Source organism: Delftia sp. Lp-1 (genome assembly GCF_020523835.1).
Lineage (GTDB): Bacteria > Pseudomonadota > Gammaproteobacteria > Burkholderiales > Burkholderiaceae_C > Comamonas > Comamonas acidovorans.
The window spans coordinates 215670-231054 of record NZ_JAJALJ010000002.1 but is presented as its reverse complement, the minus strand read 5'-3'; the positions used below and the strand labels follow the sequence as shown (position 1 = coordinate 231054).

General features: G+C 66.0%; 18 protein-coding genes. 10 read left to right on the top strand and 8 right to left on the bottom strand.

From position 1 onward, the window contains the following. Positions 1 to 26 precede the first annotated feature (26 nt). Complete coding sequence (gene lysA / locus LGR64_RS17765; protein ID WP_061288232.1) at positions 27 to 1280, top strand: diaminopimelate decarboxylase; 1254 nt, start codon at positions 27 to 29, stop codon at positions 1278 to 1280. Between the two features lie 180 nt (positions 1281 to 1460). Here the strand turns inward: lysA and LGR64_RS17760 are convergent, their stop codons facing one another. The 4 genes from LGR64_RS17760 to LGR64_RS17745 all read right to left on the bottom strand — a co-directional run bounded on the left by LGR64_RS17760 (position 1461) and on the right by LGR64_RS17745 (position 3930). Continuing rightward, entirely contained in the window at positions 1461 to 2471 is a 1011-nt protein-coding gene (locus LGR64_RS17760; protein WP_141829965.1) for an NAD(P)H-dependent glycerol-3-phosphate dehydrogenase, read from the bottom strand. 120 nt (positions 2472 to 2591) lie between these two features. After that, entirely contained in the window at positions 2592 to 3047 is a 456-nt protein-coding gene (gene secB / locus LGR64_RS17755) for a protein-export chaperone SecB (protein WP_013803924.1), read from the bottom strand. Between the two features lie 129 nt (positions 3048 to 3176). Beyond that, complete coding sequence (grxC, locus tag LGR64_RS17750) at positions 3177 to 3434, bottom strand: glutaredoxin 3 (RefSeq protein WP_034390758.1); 258 nt, start codon at positions 3432 to 3434, stop codon at positions 3177 to 3179. A gap of 88 nt (positions 3435 to 3522) precedes the next feature. Continuing rightward, complete coding sequence (locus tag LGR64_RS17745) at positions 3523 to 3930, bottom strand: rhodanese-like domain-containing protein (RefSeq protein WP_013803926.1); 408 nt, start codon at positions 3928 to 3930, stop codon at positions 3523 to 3525. Positions 3931 to 4028: 98 nt separating this feature from the next. Here LGR64_RS17745 and gpmA point away from each other — a divergent pair, with 98 nt between their 5' ends. The 4 genes from gpmA to LGR64_RS17725 all read left to right on the top strand — a co-directional run bounded on the left by gpmA (position 4029) and on the right by LGR64_RS17725 (position 7677). Then, positions 4029 to 4772 carry a 2,3-diphosphoglycerate-dependent phosphoglycerate mutase gene (gene gpmA / locus LGR64_RS17740; protein ID WP_034390756.1) on the top strand — a complete coding sequence of 248 codons (744 nt, stop codon included), beginning with the start codon at positions 4029 to 4031 and terminating at the stop codon, positions 4770 to 4772. 121 nt (positions 4773 to 4893) lie between these two features. Then, positions 4894 to 6330, top strand: coding sequence for a S41 family peptidase (locus LGR64_RS17735; protein ID WP_013803927.1), 1437 nt, complete (start codon positions 4894 to 4896; stop codon positions 6328 to 6330). A gap of 76 nt (positions 6331 to 6406) precedes the next feature. Beyond that, a complete protein-coding gene (locus LGR64_RS17730; protein ID WP_141829968.1) occupies positions 6407 to 7159 on the top strand; it encodes a HesA/MoeB/ThiF family protein in 753 nt (250 codons plus the stop codon). Positions 7160 to 7278: 119 nt separating this feature from the next. Further along, positions 7279 to 7677, top strand: coding sequence for a response regulator (locus tag LGR64_RS17725; RefSeq protein WP_013803928.1), 399 nt, complete (start codon positions 7279 to 7281; stop codon positions 7675 to 7677). Positions 7678 to 7765: 88 nt separating this feature from the next. On the opposite strand, the gene LGR64_RS17720 is transcribed toward LGR64_RS17725, so the two are convergent. Beyond that, the gene (locus LGR64_RS17720; protein WP_012203736.1) at positions 7766 to 8398 is read right to left on the bottom strand and encodes a response regulator; all 633 of its coding nucleotides are present in this window, start codon (positions 8396 to 8398) and stop codon (positions 7766 to 7768) included. Positions 8399 to 8541: 143 nt separating this feature from the next. Between LGR64_RS17720 and LGR64_RS17715 the strand changes: the two genes are divergently transcribed. From LGR64_RS17715 to LGR64_RS17695, 5 genes are all read left to right on the top strand, one after another. Then, on the top strand, positions 8542 to 9921 hold the full coding sequence (locus LGR64_RS17715; protein WP_013803929.1) for a sensor histidine kinase: 1380 nt from the start codon (positions 8542 to 8544) through the stop codon (positions 9919 to 9921). A 275-nt stretch (positions 9922 to 10196) separates the two neighbouring features. Then, positions 10197 to 10358 carry a DUF1328 domain-containing protein gene (locus LGR64_RS17710; protein ID WP_013803930.1) on the top strand — a complete coding sequence of 54 codons (162 nt, stop codon included), beginning with the start codon at positions 10197 to 10199 and terminating at the stop codon, positions 10356 to 10358. 111 nt (positions 10359 to 10469) lie between these two features. Beyond that, positions 10470 to 10859 (top strand): hypothetical protein, encoded by a 390-nt coding sequence (locus LGR64_RS17705; RefSeq protein ID WP_013803931.1) that lies wholly within the window; start codon positions 10470 to 10472, stop codon positions 10857 to 10859. Between the two features lie 79 nt (positions 10860 to 10938). Continuing rightward, the gene (locus tag LGR64_RS17700) at positions 10939 to 11259 is read left to right on the top strand and encodes a BON domain-containing protein (RefSeq protein WP_012203732.1); all 321 of its coding nucleotides are present in this window, start codon (positions 10939 to 10941) and stop codon (positions 11257 to 11259) included. A 172-nt stretch (positions 11260 to 11431) separates the two neighbouring features. Further along, positions 11432 to 12553 (top strand): zinc-binding metallopeptidase family protein, encoded by a 1122-nt coding sequence (locus tag LGR64_RS17695; protein WP_034398218.1) that lies wholly within the window; start codon positions 11432 to 11434, stop codon positions 12551 to 12553. Between the two features lie 114 nt (positions 12554 to 12667). Here LGR64_RS17695 and coaD read toward each other — a convergent pair whose 3' ends face one another. From coaD to LGR64_RS17680, 3 genes are all read right to left on the bottom strand, one after another. Continuing rightward, entirely contained in the window at positions 12668 to 13168 is a 501-nt protein-coding gene (coaD, locus tag LGR64_RS17690; RefSeq protein ID WP_141829970.1) for a pantetheine-phosphate adenylyltransferase, read from the bottom strand. A gap of 131 nt (positions 13169 to 13299) precedes the next feature. Beyond that, positions 13300 to 14010: a 16S rRNA (guanine(966)-N(2))-methyltransferase RsmD gene (rsmD, locus tag LGR64_RS17685; protein ID WP_012203729.1), complete on the bottom strand. Its 711-nt coding sequence runs from the start codon at positions 14008 to 14010 to the stop codon at positions 13300 to 13302. Further along, entirely contained in the window at positions 14007 to 15368 is a 1362-nt protein-coding gene (locus LGR64_RS17680; RefSeq protein ID WP_141829973.1) for a M16 family metallopeptidase, read from the bottom strand. Before LGR64_RS17680 ends, rsmD begins: the two co-directional genes overlap by 4 nt. Positions 15369 to 15385 lie beyond the last annotated feature (17 nt).

Here is a 15385-nt window from a genome sequence, read left to right as displayed (position 1 = left end):
GCGGCAGTTCCCCTGAAAGAGACACCATGTCCAATCCCTTCTCGCCCGCCCAGCTCTGGGCCCTGGCCGACCAGCACGGCACGCCGCTGTGGGTCTATGACGCCGCCACCATCCGCGCACGCATCGCCCAGCTCAAGGCCTTCGACACCATCCGCTTTGCACAGAAGGCCTGCTCCAACATCCACATCCTGCGGCTGATGCGCGAGCAGGGCGTGAAGGTGGACGCCGTCTCGCGCGGCGAAATCCTGCGCGCGCTGGCCGCCGGCTACGCGGCCGGCCATGGCGACGACCTGCACAGCGACATCGTGTTCACCGCCGACGTGATGGACGAGGCCACGCTGGCCTGCGTGGCCGAGCACAAGGTGCCCGTGAACGCCGGCTCCATCGACATGCTGCACCAGCTGGCCCAGGCCTCGCCCGGCCATCCCGTGTGGCTGCGCATCAACCCCGGCTTCGGCCACGGCCACAGCAACAAGACCAACACGGGCGGCGAGCACAGCAAGCACGGCATCTGGCACAGCGACCTGCTGGCGGCGCTGCAGGCCATCCGCGACGGCGGCCTGAAGCTGGCCGGCCTGCACATGCACATCGGCTCGGGCGTGGACTACGGCCATCTGCAGCAGGTCTGCGGCGCCATGGTCGAGCTGGTGCGCGCCACCCGCCAGGCAGGCCATGACCTGCAGGCCATCTCGGCCGGCGGCGGCCTGTCCATTCCCTACCGCGATGGCGACGCCACCATCGACACCGCCCACTACCACGGCCTGTGGGATGCGGCACGCAAGGACGCCGAGGCCATCGTGGGCCACGCACTGGGCCTGGAGATCGAGCCGGGCCGCTTCCTGGTGGCCGAGTCGGGCGTGCTGCTGGGCCAGGTGCGCGCCACCAAGAACGCGGGCAGCAACCATTTCGTGCTGGTCGATACGGGCTTCAACGAACTGATGCGCCCTTCCATGTACGGCAGCTGGCACGGCATGGAAGTGCTGCGCCGCGACGGCCAGGCCATGCCCCTGCGCGATGCCGTGGTCGCCGGCCCGCTGTGCGAATCGGGCGACGTTTTCACCCAGGGCGACGGCGGCGTGGTGCTGCCCCGCGCGCTGGCCGGCGCCTCGGTGGGCGACCTGCTGGTCATCCATGACACGGGCGCCTATGGCAGCTCCATGTCCAGCAACTACAACACGCGCCCGCTGGCCGCCGAGGTGCTGGTCGATGGCGACAGCGCCCGCCTCATCCGCCGCCGCCAGACGGTGGAGGAACTGCTGGGCCTGGAGCTAGGCCTGTAACTGGGCCTGTAGCGCGCCAGGCGCCAGGATTTCTGACGCAAAAAAGCCCCGGAGCCTTCCAGCTCCGGGGCTTTTTCATCGCCGGGCCGCCCCAAGATGAAAAGCGGCCCCCTCGGGGGGGGCAGTGGACCTTGCGCAGCAAGGGAAGCGTGTGGGCCATTTTTCATGGACACCGAAGAATCACTCGCCGCGTGGATCGCGCGCCATCAGGTGCTGCACGGCCTCGGCCGCCTGCAGCCGGCCGTCCAGCAGCTCGACCACGGTTTCGGTGATGGGCATCTCCACATTCAGCAGCCGCGCGCGCGCCAGCACGGTGCGTGCGCTGTACACGCCCTCGGCCACATGGCCCAGCGAGGCCACGGCCTGCTCCAGCGTGCGGCCCTGGGCCAGCAGCAGGCCCACCTTGCGATTGCGCGACAGGTCGCCCGTGGCCGTCAGCACCAGATCGCCCAGGCCCGACAGGCCCATGAAGGTCTCAGTGCGCGCGCCCAGGGCCAGGCCCAAACGCGTCATCTCGGCCAGGCCGCGCGTGATCAGCGCGGCGCGGGCGTTCAGGCCCAGCTGCAGGCCGTCGCACAGGCCGGTGGCAATGGCCAGCACGTTCTTCACGGCGCCGCCCACTTCCACTCCCACGATGTCGGCATTGGCATAGACGCGCATGGCGCCGCCGTGGAAGGCGGCCACCAGGGCGTCATTGACCTGGGCATGCCGGCTGGCCGCCACCAGGGCCGTGGGCTGGTGGCGTGCCACCTCGGCCGCGAAGCTGGGGCCGCTGAGCACGCCGCACAGCAGATCGGGCGCCACCTCGGCGCAGACCTCGTGCGCCATCAGTCCATGGGCGGCGGCCGAAGCGCCTGCGGGCACGGCCTCGAAGCCCTTGCACAGCCAGGCCACGGGTGCGGGCACATGCTGCAGCCGGCCCAGCCATTCGCGCAGGGCAGCCATGGGCGTGCCGATCACGATCAGGTCGGCGGCCGCCAGATGGCCGTCGATCTCGCCATGCACCACCTGCAGCGCGGCAGGCAGTACCACGCCCGGCAGGTAGCGTGCGTTCTCGCCGCTGCCGTGCATTGCCTGCGCCTGGGCGGCGTCGCGCGCCCAAAGGGTCACGACACGCCCGTCACCGCGCGAGGCCGCGCTCATCGCCAGCGCCGTGCCCCAGGCGCCTGCGCCAATCACCACTATGTTCATATCTGCTCGACGTTGAAGAAGCGACGTTGATGAAAAAAAGAGGCCCTCGGGCCTCTTTTCTTGTACCACAGCGATGCGACGCGCCTGGGCGCAAATCACATCGTCCGGGAATGGACCGGCTTACTGCGGCAACGAGTTGCCGTCCGCCTGGGCGGCTGCCTGCTGCTGCTCGTACATGGCCTGGAAGTTGATCTCGGCCAGGTGCACGGGCGGGAAGCCGGCGCGGGTGACCACGTCAGCCACGTTGCCGCGCAGGTAGGGATAGATGATCTGGGGGCAGGCAATGCCGATCACGCCACCCATCTGGTCTTCGGGCACGTTGCGGATCTCGAAGATGCCGGCCTGCTTGGCCTCGACCAGGAACACGGTCTTGTCCTGGATCTTGGTCTGCACGGTGGCGGTCACGGCCACTTCGTAGATGCCTTCAGCCACGGGCGTCGCCTCGACGCCAAGCTGGATGTCCACGCTGGGCTGCTCCTGCTCCAGCAGGATGGCGGGCGAATTGGGCTGCTCCAGCGACAGGTCCTTGAGGTAGACGCGCTGGATCTGGAAGACGGGAGTGTCCTGTTCGGCCATGGAATCAGTCTTTCTGGGCAAAAAACCCTGGTGCGGTGACCAGGGCATCAAAAAAATCACCAACAAAATGCCCGCTGCCAAGAGCTTGCGCAGCGGGCACCTGGGCCAGCATTATGCAGTGCCCGTGTTTCAGCTTTGCAGCAGAGGCACCAGACCGCCGTCGGCGTCCAGCGCCATCAGGTCGTCGCAGCCGCCCACATGGTGGTCGCCGATGAAGATCTGGGGCACCGTGCGGCGGCCCGTGCTCTGCATCATCACGTCGCGCGCGGCCGGATCGGTGTCGATGCGGATCTCTTCGATCTGCTCCACGCCCTTGGACTTGAGGATCTGCTTGGCCCGGATGCAATAGGGGCAGACAGCGGTGGTGTACATCTTCACGGCTTGCATGTGCGTCTTTCTTCGAGTTTGCGGCGTGCCGCCGGCTGGCGCCCGGGGCGCGGAGCAGCAGCTTCCATCGCCGTCAGATGGGGGCGCCTCAGGCCTTTTCAACCGGCATGCCGGCATCGCGCCAGGCCTTCAGGCCACCGGCCAGGGCCTGGGCCTTTTCGTAGCCCAGCTTCTTCGCAATGCCTTCGGCACGGGAGGCGCGGTTGCCCTTGGTGCAGATCAGCACCAGCGGCAGCGCCTTGTTCTTCACGGTGGTGGGCAGCTTCTCCTCGAACTGGCTCAGCGGCACATTCTTGGCGCCGTTGGCATGGGCGGCCGCGTACTCTTCGGGCTCGCAGACATCGATGACCACGGCCTTTTGGCGGTTGATCAGTTGCACGGCCTGCGCCGCCGTCAGCGAGCCGCCGCCTGCGCCGCGCACCAGGGGCAGCAGCAGCATCACGCCGGAAGCCAGCGCGATCAGGATCAAATACCAGTTATCGATGATGAATTTCACGTCATTCCTTGGGTTGGCAAACCTGTCAATTCTAGAATGCTGGCTTTTGCCCCCGCGACAGCCCAGCTTTGTCGCATCGAGAGACTTAGAAAGCCGCCATGTACAAGCTCGTGCTGATCCGCCACGGTGAATCCACCTGGAACCTCGAAAACCGCTTCACCGGCTGGACCGATGTGGACCTGACCGCCACCGGCGTCGAACAGGCCAAGAACGCCGGCCGCTTGCTCAAGGCCGAGGGCTATGACTTCGACCTGGCCTACACCAGCGTGCTCAAGCGCGCCACGCGCACGCTGTGGCACACGCTGGACGAAATGGACCGCACCTGGCTGCCCGTGCAGCACAGCTGGCGCCTGAACGAGCGCCACTACGGCGGCCTGCAGGGCCTGAACAAGGCGGACATGGCCAAGCAATACGGCGACGCCCAGGTGCTGGTGTGGCGCCGCAGCTACGACACGCCCCCGCCGGCCCTGGAGCCGCAAGACCCGCGCAGCGAGCGCAGCGACGTGCGCTACGCCCAGCTGGACCCCAGCCAGGTGCCGCTGACCGAATGCCTGAAGGACACGGTGGCCCGCGTGCTGCCGTTCTGGAACGAGTCCATCGCGCCCGCCATCCTGTCCGGCAAGCGCGTCGTGGTCGCGGCCCACGGCAACTCCATCCGCGCGCTGATCAAGTACCTGGACGGCATCTCGGATGACGCCATCGTCGGCGTCAACGTGCCCAATGGCATTCCGCTGGTCTATGAGCTGGATGCCGATCTCAAGCCCATTCGCCACTATTACCTGGGCGATGCAGAAGCTGCCGCCAAGGCTGCAGCCGCCGTGGCCGCACAGGGCAAGGCCTGAGCCGGGCCCGCTTGAGGTGAGCGCCTGCTGCGGAAATTGCGCTTGCTGCGCCGTTTTTAGGGAACCACGCGGGCGCTTGCCTTTCCAAGCGGGTGTATATTGACGCGGTTAAAGGGGTGATATGGGCCAGAAAATCAAAATTGCCGGCTGGGTTTCCGTAGGCGTAATCGCCGGAGCACTGACCACGGTTTCCTTGCAGACCGTGGCCCGCGGTGCCATGACCCCGCTGCCGCTGGAGGAAATCCAGCAGCTGTCCGCCGTCTTCGGCCTGATCAAGACCGACTATGTCGAGTCGGTCGATGACAAGAAGCTGATCACCGATGCCATCTCCGGCATGGTGTCCAGCCTCGATCCGCATTCGCAGTACTTCGACAAGAAGTCCTACAAGGAATTCCGCGAGGGCACCTCGGGCCGCTTCGTCGGCGTGGGCATCGAGATCACGCAGGAAGACGGCCTGATCAAGGTCGTCTCGCCCATCGAAGGCTCCCCCGCCTTCCGCGCCGGCCTCAAGACGGGCGACCTGATCACCAAGATCGACGACACGGCCGTCAAGGGCCTGTCGCTCAACGACGCCGTCAAGCGCATGCGCGGCGAGCCCAACACCAAGGTGCAGCTGACCATCCTGCGCAAGGATGAAAGCCGCAGCTTCCCCGTGACCATCACGCGCGAAGAAATCAAGACGCAGTCCGTCAAGGGCAAGGTGATCGAGCCCGGCTACGGCTGGATCCGCCTGAGCCAGTTCCAGGAACGCACGGTGGACGACTTCGTGCGCAAGGTCGAGGAACTGTACAAGCAGGACCCCAACATGAAGGGCCTGGTTCTGGACCTGCGCAACGACCCGGGCGGCCTGCTGGACGCTGCCGTCGCCATCTCGGCAGCCTTCCTGCCGCCGGATGTGACCGTGGTCTCCACCAACGGCCAACTGGCCGAGAGCAAGGAAACCTACAAGGCATCGCCCAGCTTCTATGCCCGCCGCGGCATGGGTGACCCGCTGCAGCGCCTGCCCGCCTCGCTCAAGAAGCTGCCGCTGGTGGTCCTGGTCAACGAAGGCTCGGCCTCGGCCAGCGAGATCGTGGCCGGCGCACTGCAGGACCACAAGCGCGCCATCATCATGGGCAGCCAGACCTTCGGCAAGGGCTCCGTGCAGACCGTGCGCCCCCTGGGCCCCGATACGGGCCTGAAGCTGACCACGGCGCGCTACTACACGCCCAGCGGCAAGTCCATCCAGGCCAAGGGCATCGTGCCCGACGTGATGGTGGATGAGACGCCCGAAGGTGACCTGTTCGCCGCCCTGCGCATGCGCGAGGCCGACCTGGAAAAGCACCTGTCCAGCGGACAGGGTGCCGAGGTCAAGGACGAGGTGCGCGAGAAGGCCCGCGAGGAAGCCCGCAAGCGCCTGGAAGAGGAAGCCAAGAAGCCGCCGGCCGAGCGCCGCCTGCCCGAGTTCGGCACCGAAAAGGACTTCCAGCTGCAGCAGGCGCTCAACCGCCTCAAGGGCCAACCCGTCATGGTCAGCAAGACCCTGACCGAGCGCGAGCCCGAGAAGAAGGAAAACTGACAGCGCGGCGCGGACCGGGTCCGCGCCTGCACCAAGCCGGGCCTTGCGCCCGGCTTTTTCACGTCTGGAGACGCGAATGAACGACGATCAACTGCTGCGCTACTCGCGCCACATCCTTCTCGACGAAATCGGCATCGAGGGCCAGGAGCGCATCCTGGCAGCGCATGTGCTCATCATCGGCGCAGGCGGCCTGGGCGCGCCCGCCGCGCTGTACCTGGGCTCGGCCGGCATAGGCCGCATCACCCTGGTGGACGACGATGCGGTGGACATGACCAACCTGCAGCGCCAGATCGCCCACACCACGGATCGCGTGGGCCAGCCCAAGGTGGAATCCATACGCACGGCCGTGCACGCCATCAACCCCGGCATCCGCATCGACTGCCGCCAGCAGCGCGCCGACGACGCGCTGCTCGACGAGCTCGTGCCCCAGGCCAGCCTGGTGCTGGACTGCACGGACAACTACCGCACGCGCCACATGATCAACGCGGCCTGCGTGCGACACAAGGTGCCCCTGGTGGCGGGGGCGGCCATTCGGCTGGACGGCCAGCTCCTGGTCATGGACCCGCGCGACGAGAACTGCGCCTGCTATGCCTGCGTGTTTCCGCCCGATGCGCAGTTCGAGGAAGTGCAGTGCTCGACCATGGGCGTCTTCGCGCCCGTTGTGGGCGTCATGGGCACGCTGCAGGCGGCGGAAGCCCTCAAGCTGGTCGCGGGATTTGGCACGCCTGCAACAAACCGCCTGACCATGTTCGACAGCCGCAGCCTGGATTGGAGTAGCATGCAAACCACTCGTGTACCGGAATGTCCCGTTTGCGGTAACAAGGCGTAGGAATCGGCTGACCCCCACGCCGATCCCTCACTGGCACAATCGCCCGCTGTCGCGCAGGACAATGAAGGCCGGGCTCCACCGGACTCCGATTGCCATCCGCGTCCCTATTGGATACAGCCGTGAAATTGCGCACCTATCTTGTTGAAGACAACCCTACGATCCGCGAGAACCTGATCGCCACGCTCGAAGAACTGGCCGATGTCGAGGCCGTGGGCATCGCCGAGACGGAGAGCGCGGGGACGGACTGGCTTCAGCAGAACCCCGACGCATGGGATCTCGCCATCGTCGACCTGTTCCTGCGCCAGGGCAGCGGCCTGGGTGTGCTCACCGCCTGCCGCGAGCGCCAGCCGCACCAGAAGATCGTGGTGCTCAGCAACTATGCCACCCCCGACATCCGCAGCCGCTGCGCCCAGCTCGGCGTGGATGCAGTCTTCGACAAGTCCAATGAAATCGACGCACTCATGGACTATTGCATGAATATCGATGCGGCGTCACTCAACCAACTCAAAACAGCCTGAACCCAAAGCACTGCATTTGATTTTTCACCAAAGAAAAAGGCTGCACGACTTGATAATCGTGCAGCCCGTATTTTCTATTGACTGAAAATCAATCGATCAGCCTGTTCTTCAGTGCGTAATACGTCAGATCGCTGTTGGAAGACAATCCCATTTTCTCCATGAGTCGCGTGCGATAGGTGCTGACCGTCTTTACGCTCAGCGAAAGCGACTTTGCAATATCACCTGCGGTTTCACCACGCGCGAGCTTGAGGAAGACCTGGAACTCACGCTCGGACAGCTGCTCATGGGCTGGCGCGTCATCCTTGCGGTTGAGCTGCTGGGCCAGCAGGTCGGCCACGGCGGGCGTCAGGTAGCGGCGGCCCAGGGCCACGGTGCGGATCGCTTCGGCAATCTCCTGGGGATCGCATTCCTTGTTCAGGTAGCCGCTGGCGCCCTGGCGGATCAGGTTGATCGCGTAGTGCTCCTCGGGATAGCCGCTCAGGATCAGGATGCCCATGTCCGGCGCCTTGGCGCGCAGCATGGCCAGCGCGTCGATACCGCTTTGGCCCGGCATGGACAGGTCCATCAACAGCACGTCGATCTCGTGGGCACGCACCAGATCGATGGCCTCACGGCCATTGGCGGCCTCACCGACTACACGCAGGTCCACGTGTTCCGAGAGAAACTGACGCAGGCCCGAGCGCACAATTGCATGGTCGTCCACAATGCCAATTCTGATCATGAATACCTCTTTTTCGGGGGACCAGCGGGATCGCTGGTCGTGCAAACAATATATGGTAACGGCCGGCGCAGGAACTGCCCCGGCAGCCGATAACACGAATTATGCAGAATATCGGCGAAGATCTTGTAGGTGAGAGGATGCTTATGCGTTGGATAAATTTCCGAAGAATTGCGATCAGCCTGGCATTCGCCATCGTCGCGGCCGTGCTGCTGGTGAGCATTAACGAGGCCAGCTACAAGCGCTCCACCAAGGCGCTGGAGGCCATGACCCAGACCCAGAACACCCGCTCGGAGATCAGCCAGCTGCTGCGGCTGATGCTGGATGCGGAGACCGGCCTGCGCGGCTACCTCCTCACGGGCGAGGAGCGCTACCTGGAGCCCTACAGCAAGGCGATCACGGCCATCAACTACAACATGGACGAGCTGCGCCAGATCTTCATCTACGACCCGCAGGAGCTGGCCATCTTCACCCCGCTGGCGCGCCAGGTCGAACGCAAGATGAGCGAGATGGAACTCAGCCTGCGCCTGTACCGCCAGGGCAACGAGGAGGCCTGGCGCTTCGTCATGTTCACCGACGTGGGCATGGAGAACATGGACGCCATCCGCGACTACACGGGCAAGCTGCTGTCAGGCATAGACCAGCGCTCGGCCAAGAACCTGCAGGACATCGAGCACACGCTGTCGCTGTCGCGCATAGGCATCGCCACGGTCACGGCCCTGGGCGTGCTGGGCTTCTTCATGTACCTGCGCCAGGCCCACGCGCTGCAGCAAGCCCACCAGCGCGAGCAGGAGATCCAGCGCGACGAGCGCAACCGCCTCGAAGCCCTGGTGCGCGAGCGCACGGCCACGCTGACGGAGCTGGCCAACCACTTGCAGCAGGTGCGCGAGGACGAGCGCGGACACCTGGCGCGCGAACTGCACGACGAGCTGGGCTCGCTGCTGACGGCCGCCAAGCTCGACGTGGCGCGCCTCAAATCCAAGATCGACCTCAGCGCGCCGGACGTGGGCGAACGCGTCAGTCATCTGGTGGAGACGCTCAACAGCGGCATCGCCCTCAAGCGCCGCATCATCGAGGACCTGCGCCCCTCCTCCCTGTCCAACCTGGGCCTGACGACGGCGCTGGAAATCCTGGCGCGCGAGTTCGGCGAGCGCAGCGGCATCGAAGTCACGGCCAACCTGGAGCAGGTGGAACTGCCGGAATCCACCCAGCTCACGGTCTACCGCATCGTCCAGGAGTCGCTGACCAACATCGGCAAATATGCCAAGGCCAGCCATGTCCTGGTCTCCGTGCACAACTATCCGACCTATGTGACGGTACAGATCCAGGACGACGGCGAAGGCTTCGAGACCTCGGCCATGCGCCCCAACTCCCACGGACTGGCCGGCATGCGCCACCGCGTGGAGGCCGCAGGCGGCCGCCTGACCGTGTCGTCCGAACTGGGCAAGGGCACGGCAATCTCCGCCGTCATACCGCTGGCGCCCATTTCCACGGACAAAAGCGCCGGTACGGTCGCCACCGCCTGAAGCGGCAGCACCCGCCATGCAAAAGCCCCTGCGCACCCACGCGCCAGGGGCTTTTTTTCATGCGCACTCCTGGATGGCTGCAGCCGCCGGCGGCGGCAAGCCCTGTGCAGCCGGAGCATTCCTACACCACCCCCCCGCCTAACCCTGACGCCATGCCACGCCGGCCACCGTCAGATACACCTTTGGCGGCTCAGTACAGTCGAACCCATGCAAACAGCACTTGGCCCATCCGCCCCGTGCCGTTTCTTGGAAACGAACAACCCAAGGAGTTTTACATGCTGCACTACGCCATCGTGTTCTTCGTCATCGCCCTGGTAGCCGCCATCTTCGGTTTTGGTGGTATTGCGGCAGGTGCTGTAGGCATCGCCAAGATCCTGTTCTATATTTTCGTGATCATGGCTGTCGTCACCTTTGTGATGAGCCTGATCAAGAAGTAGCGGCGGCGCCGCCTTCAGCCCCCTGCCAGCCCAAGCCCGCTTACCGCGGGCAGCCAGCCCGGCAGCCCGACCGCCTTTCGCATTCATGCCAGTTTTGAGGAGATAGAACCAATGAGCCAAGCCGAGAAAGCCGTGAACAAAGCCGCCGATACCGCCAAGGACGTTGCCCAGGATGTCGCGGATGCCGCCAAGGAAGCCGTCAACACCACGCGCCGCACTGCAGCGAATGCACTGGACAAGGCCGAGGAAGGTGTCCAGTCCATCGAGCGTGAACTGAACCCAGTCATCGATGACCTCGCAGCACGTGCCCAGGAACTGGCCACGCGCGGCATCAACTTCTGCGCCGACAGCTCCGACCGCGCCCGCCGCCAGCTGCAATCGGCCACCGAGGCCACCACGCGCTACGTCATCGAGCAGCCGGGCCGCTCCATCCTGCTGGCCGCGGCCACGGGCGCAGCCCTTGCCACCGCGTTCTTCATGAGCTCACGCTCGCGCAAGTGAGCGGTCGCCCAGTTCCCTGAGTCTCCCGAGTACCGTTAGTCCAGTTACCCTAGTTTTCTTACCCAAGAAAGAATTGATCATGCAAAAGTACACCCGTGCCATCGCTTTCGCTCTCGTCGCCGGCGCCACCGTGCTCGGCACCACCGCCTGCTCCGTCGCCCGCGACCAGCAGACCGTGGGTTCGTATGTGGATGACGCCGGCATCACCACTGCGGTGAAGGCCAAGATGGCAGAGGACAAGAGCGTCTCGGCCACCTCCATCAGCGTCGAGACCCTGAACGGCACGGTGCAGCTGTCGGGCTTTGCCAAGTCCGAATCGGAAAAGGCCCGCGCCGCCGAGATCGCCCGTACCACCAAGAACGTGCGTGAAGTGCGCAACAGCATCGTGGTTCGCCCCTGATGCAGGCCCCTGCGGGGGCTGATCCAAGTACAAGGCCGGAGACTTCCGGCCTTTTTTCATCCAGGGCCCCAACTGCCGCACGGTCCGCCGCAAGGATTGCCGACCATTGCAGCCGACGGCAGGTACGACCCCTTTCCACCGTGCGCCGGACATACGGCGTAAAGTGACCGACATGCGAGTCTTCAACTGCGATGCCTGTGGCCACCCGGTCTTCTTCGACAGCGTTCAATGCGTGCACTGCGGCGCCACCCTGGCCTTCCTGCCCGAGCGACTGCATGTGGCCTGCCTGCGCCCGGTTTCCGGCACGCGGGACAGCGTGCTGTGGGAGAGCCTGTCCTCGCTGACGAGCGGCAAGCCACCAGGCCGGCTCTACAAGATGTGCAGCCACCGGGGTCCCGTGGGACAGTGCAACTTCGCCCTGCCCGCAGACGATCCCCATGCGCTGTGCGAGTCCTGCCGCCAGACACGCTGGCTGCCCGATCTGTCAGACCCGTCCAATGCGCTGCGCTGGACCCGGATCGAGGCCGCCAAGCGCCAGCTGTTCTACACGCTGGCCCACCTGGGCCTGGGTCCGCGGCCTGGAGAGGATGGGCCGCGCTTCGAGCTGCTGGCCGACCTGCCGGGGCAGGCGCCCGTGATGACCGGCCATGCCAACGGCACCATCACGCTGAACGTGGTGGAGGCCGACGATGCCGAGCGTGCCCGGCGCCGCCAGGCCCTGCATGAGCCCTACCGGACGCTGGTGGGCCATCTGCGCCATGAGTCCGGCCACTTCTTCTGGGACAGGCTGGTGGTGGGCGCGGGCCGTATCGAGGAATTCCGCCGCCTGTTCGGCGACGAGCGCCAGGACTATGGCCAGGCCCTGCAGAACTACTATGCGCGCGACCCGATGGATGAGCAGTGGCGCGACAACTTCGTCAGCGCCTATGCCACCTCCCACCCGTGGGAAGACTGGGCCGAAAGCTGGGCCCATTACCTGCACATGGTGGATCTGCTGGAGACTGCGGCCAGCTATGGCACCTGCATCACCATGCCTGGAGGCTCAGGGACAAGTACAGGCTCAGGCACGCAGCCCGCGCTGTGCGTGCAGGACCCTTTCGCGGTCCATGCACGGCCGGACTTCGGCACCATGCTGGACCAGTGGGTGCCGCTGACGCTGCTGACCAACAGCCTCAACCGCAGCCTGGGCCATGGCGATGCCTATCCGTTCGCCCTTTCGGCCGGGGCCAGGCGCAAGCTGGAATTCGTGCACGCCGCCGTGAATGCGAGCGCCACGCGGCAGGCTGCCTTCTAAGAAGGAACTTTGAGAGGGCCCTGGCTCTTGCCGGTCCTCAGGACAGCCAGGCGGTCAGGGCATCAGGGCGCGGGATCAAGGCGTGCGATCCGATTGTGCGATCAGGTGGTGCGATCACGGCCCACGATTGGCCTGCACCTTCTGCAGAAGGCGGGTGCGCACGCTGGGAGAGACGAACTTGTCGATCTCGCCATCCAGCGTGGCGATCTCGCGCACGAAGGTGCTGCTGATGAACTGGTAGCGGTCGCTGGGCGTGAGGAAGACGGTCTCCACCTCGGGCATCAGCGTGCGGTTCATGCCGGCAAGCTGGAACTCGTAGTCGAAGTCGGTGACCGCACGCAGGCCGCGCACCATGGCCTTGCCGCCGCGCTCGACCACGAAGTCGCGCAGCAGGCCATGAAAGCTCTCGACCTGGACATGGGGGTAGATGGACACGGCCTCGCGCACCATCTCCATGCGCTCCTCAAGATTGAACATGGTCTTCTTGTGGTGGCCTGCCGCCACGGCGACGATGACGTGGCTGAACAGCTGGGTCGCGCGGCGCACCACGTCTTCATGACCCAGCGTGATCGGATCGAAAGTTCCGGGATAGACGGCAATCACGTCGTGGCTCATGGCGGTCGCTTTCATTGGCTGCGCGTGCCCTGTCCGGCACGGATGGCGCATTATGCATTGCGCTGCAGCATGGCCGGTCGGCTGTGCGACAGCCGCGCTCCTGCCAGGGAACGCGGCCGCCGAAGCGCCCTTTACTCGTCCTGCGGTGCCTTGCGCAGCAGATGGGCGTGGACGGCGCCCGCCTTCAGATGGCGGAACAGTTGCAGGCCACCGGCCTCGGCCAATTGCTCCTCGGTCCAGGCCTGGGGCGCCTCCAGATAGACATAGCCCGTGGCGGACACCGCCTGCGCGGCGGCCTTCAGCGCAGGCTCGAACAGATCGGCATGGTCGAAGGGCGGATCGATCAGCACCAGGTCCAGCGTGCCCGGCGCCACCTGGCGCAGGCAGCCGATGCCATCGCCGCGCAGCACGCGCACGGACTGGGCGTCCAGGCGCTCGCGCAGGCGCTGCAACTGCTGGACCAGGGTGGCGTCCTGCTCGTTCATCAGCACATTGGTCGCGCCACGCGATGCGGCCTCGAAGCCCAGCGCGCCCGTGCCCGCGAAGGCATCCAGGCAATGCCAGCCCGTCAGGTCCTGGCCCAGCCAGTTGAACAGGGTCTCGCGCACGCGATCCGGCGTGGGCCGCAGGCCCGGGTGCTGCGCCACGGGCAGCCGCGTGCGGCGCCATTGGCCGCCGATGATGCGGACCTCGCCCGCGCCCACCGGCGCCGGCCGTCCGGCTTTCGCCTTGGCGGCAGCAGGCGCTGCGGCAGCTGCCTTGGGTGCTGCGGCCTCGGCCGTGGCCTTTTCCAGCCAGCGCTTGCCGGCAGGGGTATGAATTTTGATGCTGTTGCGGCTCATTGTTTGCCTCCCACGACGACGGTCACCATGCGCTCGGGCTGCAGCATGCGCTGCATGGCCTCGCGCACATCACGCACGGTGAGCGCCTGCACGCGCTCGGTCCAGTGCTCCAGGTAGTCCAGCGGCAAGCCGTTCCAGGCTATGTTGGACACATTGCCCAGCAGCTTGCGGTTGCTGTCGATGCGCAGCGCAAAGCCGCCGATCAGGTTGTCCTTGGCGGCCTTGAGCTCCTTCTCGGTCGGGCCTTCGGCCACGAAGCGGCGCAGCGTGTCCTGCGACACCTTCAGGGCCTCGGCTGCCTGGTCGGGGCGCGTCTGCAGGGCGATCGTGAAGGCGCCTGCGTCCAGACCCGGCGAGAAGTCGCTGTAGACGCTGTAGCTCAGGCCGCGCTTTTCGCGCACTTCCTCGGTCAGCCGCGAGGTGAAGCCGCCGCCGCCCAGGATGTGGTTGCCCACCAGCACGGCCATGAAGTCCGGGCTGTTGCGTGCAATGCCGGGCTGGGCGATCAGCACCTGCGCCTGGGCCGAGGCGAAGGGGATGTTCTCGTTGACCGGCGCCTTGAGCGCCTGCACCTTGGGCACGTCGGGCAGGGGCGCGCAGGCACTGGCATCCTGGCCCTGCGCCGCCTGCAGCGGAGCCAGCAGTTGCTGCACCAGCTGGTCGGCCTGTTCACGGCTGACCGCACCGACGATGCTGACCTTGGCGCGGCAGGCCGCGATCAGGCGGCGGTGGAAGGACTGCATGTCGGACAGGTCGATGTGCGCGAGGCTCTCGCCCGTGGCGCGCGCGCCGTAGGGATGGGTGCCGAACACGCCCTGGCTCAGGGCCTTGCCGGCCACCGTACCGGGGCGCGTGTCAGATTCCTTGATGGCCGCGGTCCAACGCTCGCGCTCGCGCAGCCACACGTCCTGCGGCCAGCTGGGGTTGGCGATCTGGCGCGCCGCCAGCGCCACGGCGCGCTGCAGCAGGGCAGGCTCGGTCAGGGAGCGCAGCCCGTAGCTGAAGCTGTCGCGGCCCGCCTGGGCGCCAAAGCTGGCACCCAGATCGGCCCAGGCCTGGCCCAGGCCGTTCTCGTCCAGCGCAGGCGCATCGCCCTGGGCGGTCACGCCCTTGGAGGCCATCAGCGCCACGGCGCTGGCCAGGCCGACCTGGTTGGCGGGATCGCGCCGGCTGCCGGCATCGAAGTCCATCTGCACATCGACCATGGGAATGCCCGGGCTGTCCACCAGCCAGACCTGCGCCCCGCTGGGCTGGGTCCAGTGCTGGATGGGCAGCAGGGCCCATGCGGACGTGGCACCAAAGCCCATGCCCACGCCTGCCAGCACCGTGCTGGCCACCATTTTTTTCATGTTCTTCATCTTCACTCCAGCGTGCT

Bases quoted from the DNA above. Each gene is read 5' to 3' on its own strand.
- lysA (WP_061288232.1), top strand. From the start codon at position 27: ATGTCCAATCCCTTCTCGCCCGCCCAGCTCTGGGCCCTGGCCGACCAG.
- LGR64_RS17760 (WP_141829965.1), bottom strand. From the start codon at position 2,471: ATGAACATAGTGGTGATTGGCGCAGGCGCCTGGGGCACGGCGCTGGCG.
- secB (WP_013803924.1), bottom strand. From the start codon at position 3,047: ATGGCCGAACAGGACACTCCCGTCTTCCAGATCCAGCGCGTCTACCTC.
- grxC (WP_034390758.1), bottom strand. From the start codon at position 3,434: ATGCAAGCCGTGAAGATGTACACCACCGCTGTCTGCCCCTATTGCATC.
- gpmA (WP_034390756.1), top strand. From the start codon at position 4,029: ATGTACAAGCTCGTGCTGATCCGCCACGGTGAATCCACCTGGAACCTC.
- LGR64_RS17735 (WP_013803927.1), top strand. From the start codon at position 4,894: ATGGGCCAGAAAATCAAAATTGCCGGCTGGGTTTCCGTAGGCGTAATC.
- LGR64_RS17730 (WP_141829968.1), top strand. From the start codon at position 6,407: ATGAACGACGATCAACTGCTGCGCTACTCGCGCCACATCCTTCTCGAC.
- LGR64_RS17720 (WP_012203736.1), bottom strand. From the start codon at position 8,398: ATGATCAGAATTGGCATTGTGGACGACCATGCAATTGTGCGCTCGGGC.
- LGR64_RS17715 (WP_013803929.1), top strand. From the start codon at position 8,542: ATGCGTTGGATAAATTTCCGAAGAATTGCGATCAGCCTGGCATTCGCC.
- LGR64_RS17710 (WP_013803930.1), top strand. From the start codon at position 10,197: ATGCTGCACTACGCCATCGTGTTCTTCGTCATCGCCCTGGTAGCCGCC.
- LGR64_RS17705 (WP_013803931.1), top strand. From the start codon at position 10,470: ATGAGCCAAGCCGAGAAAGCCGTGAACAAAGCCGCCGATACCGCCAAG.
- LGR64_RS17700 (WP_012203732.1), top strand. From the start codon at position 10,939: ATGCAAAAGTACACCCGTGCCATCGCTTTCGCTCTCGTCGCCGGCGCC.
- LGR64_RS17695 (WP_034398218.1), top strand. From the start codon at position 11,432: ATGCGAGTCTTCAACTGCGATGCCTGTGGCCACCCGGTCTTCTTCGAC.
- coaD (WP_141829970.1), bottom strand. From the start codon at position 13,168: ATGAGCCACGACGTGATTGCCGTCTATCCCGGAACTTTCGATCCGATC.
- rsmD (WP_012203729.1), bottom strand. From the start codon at position 14,010: ATGAGCCGCAACAGCATCAAAATTCATACCCCTGCCGGCAAGCGCTGG.
- LGR64_RS17680 (WP_141829973.1), bottom strand. From the start codon at position 15,368: ATGAAGAACATGAAAAAAATGGTGGCCAGCACGGTGCTGGCAGGCGTG.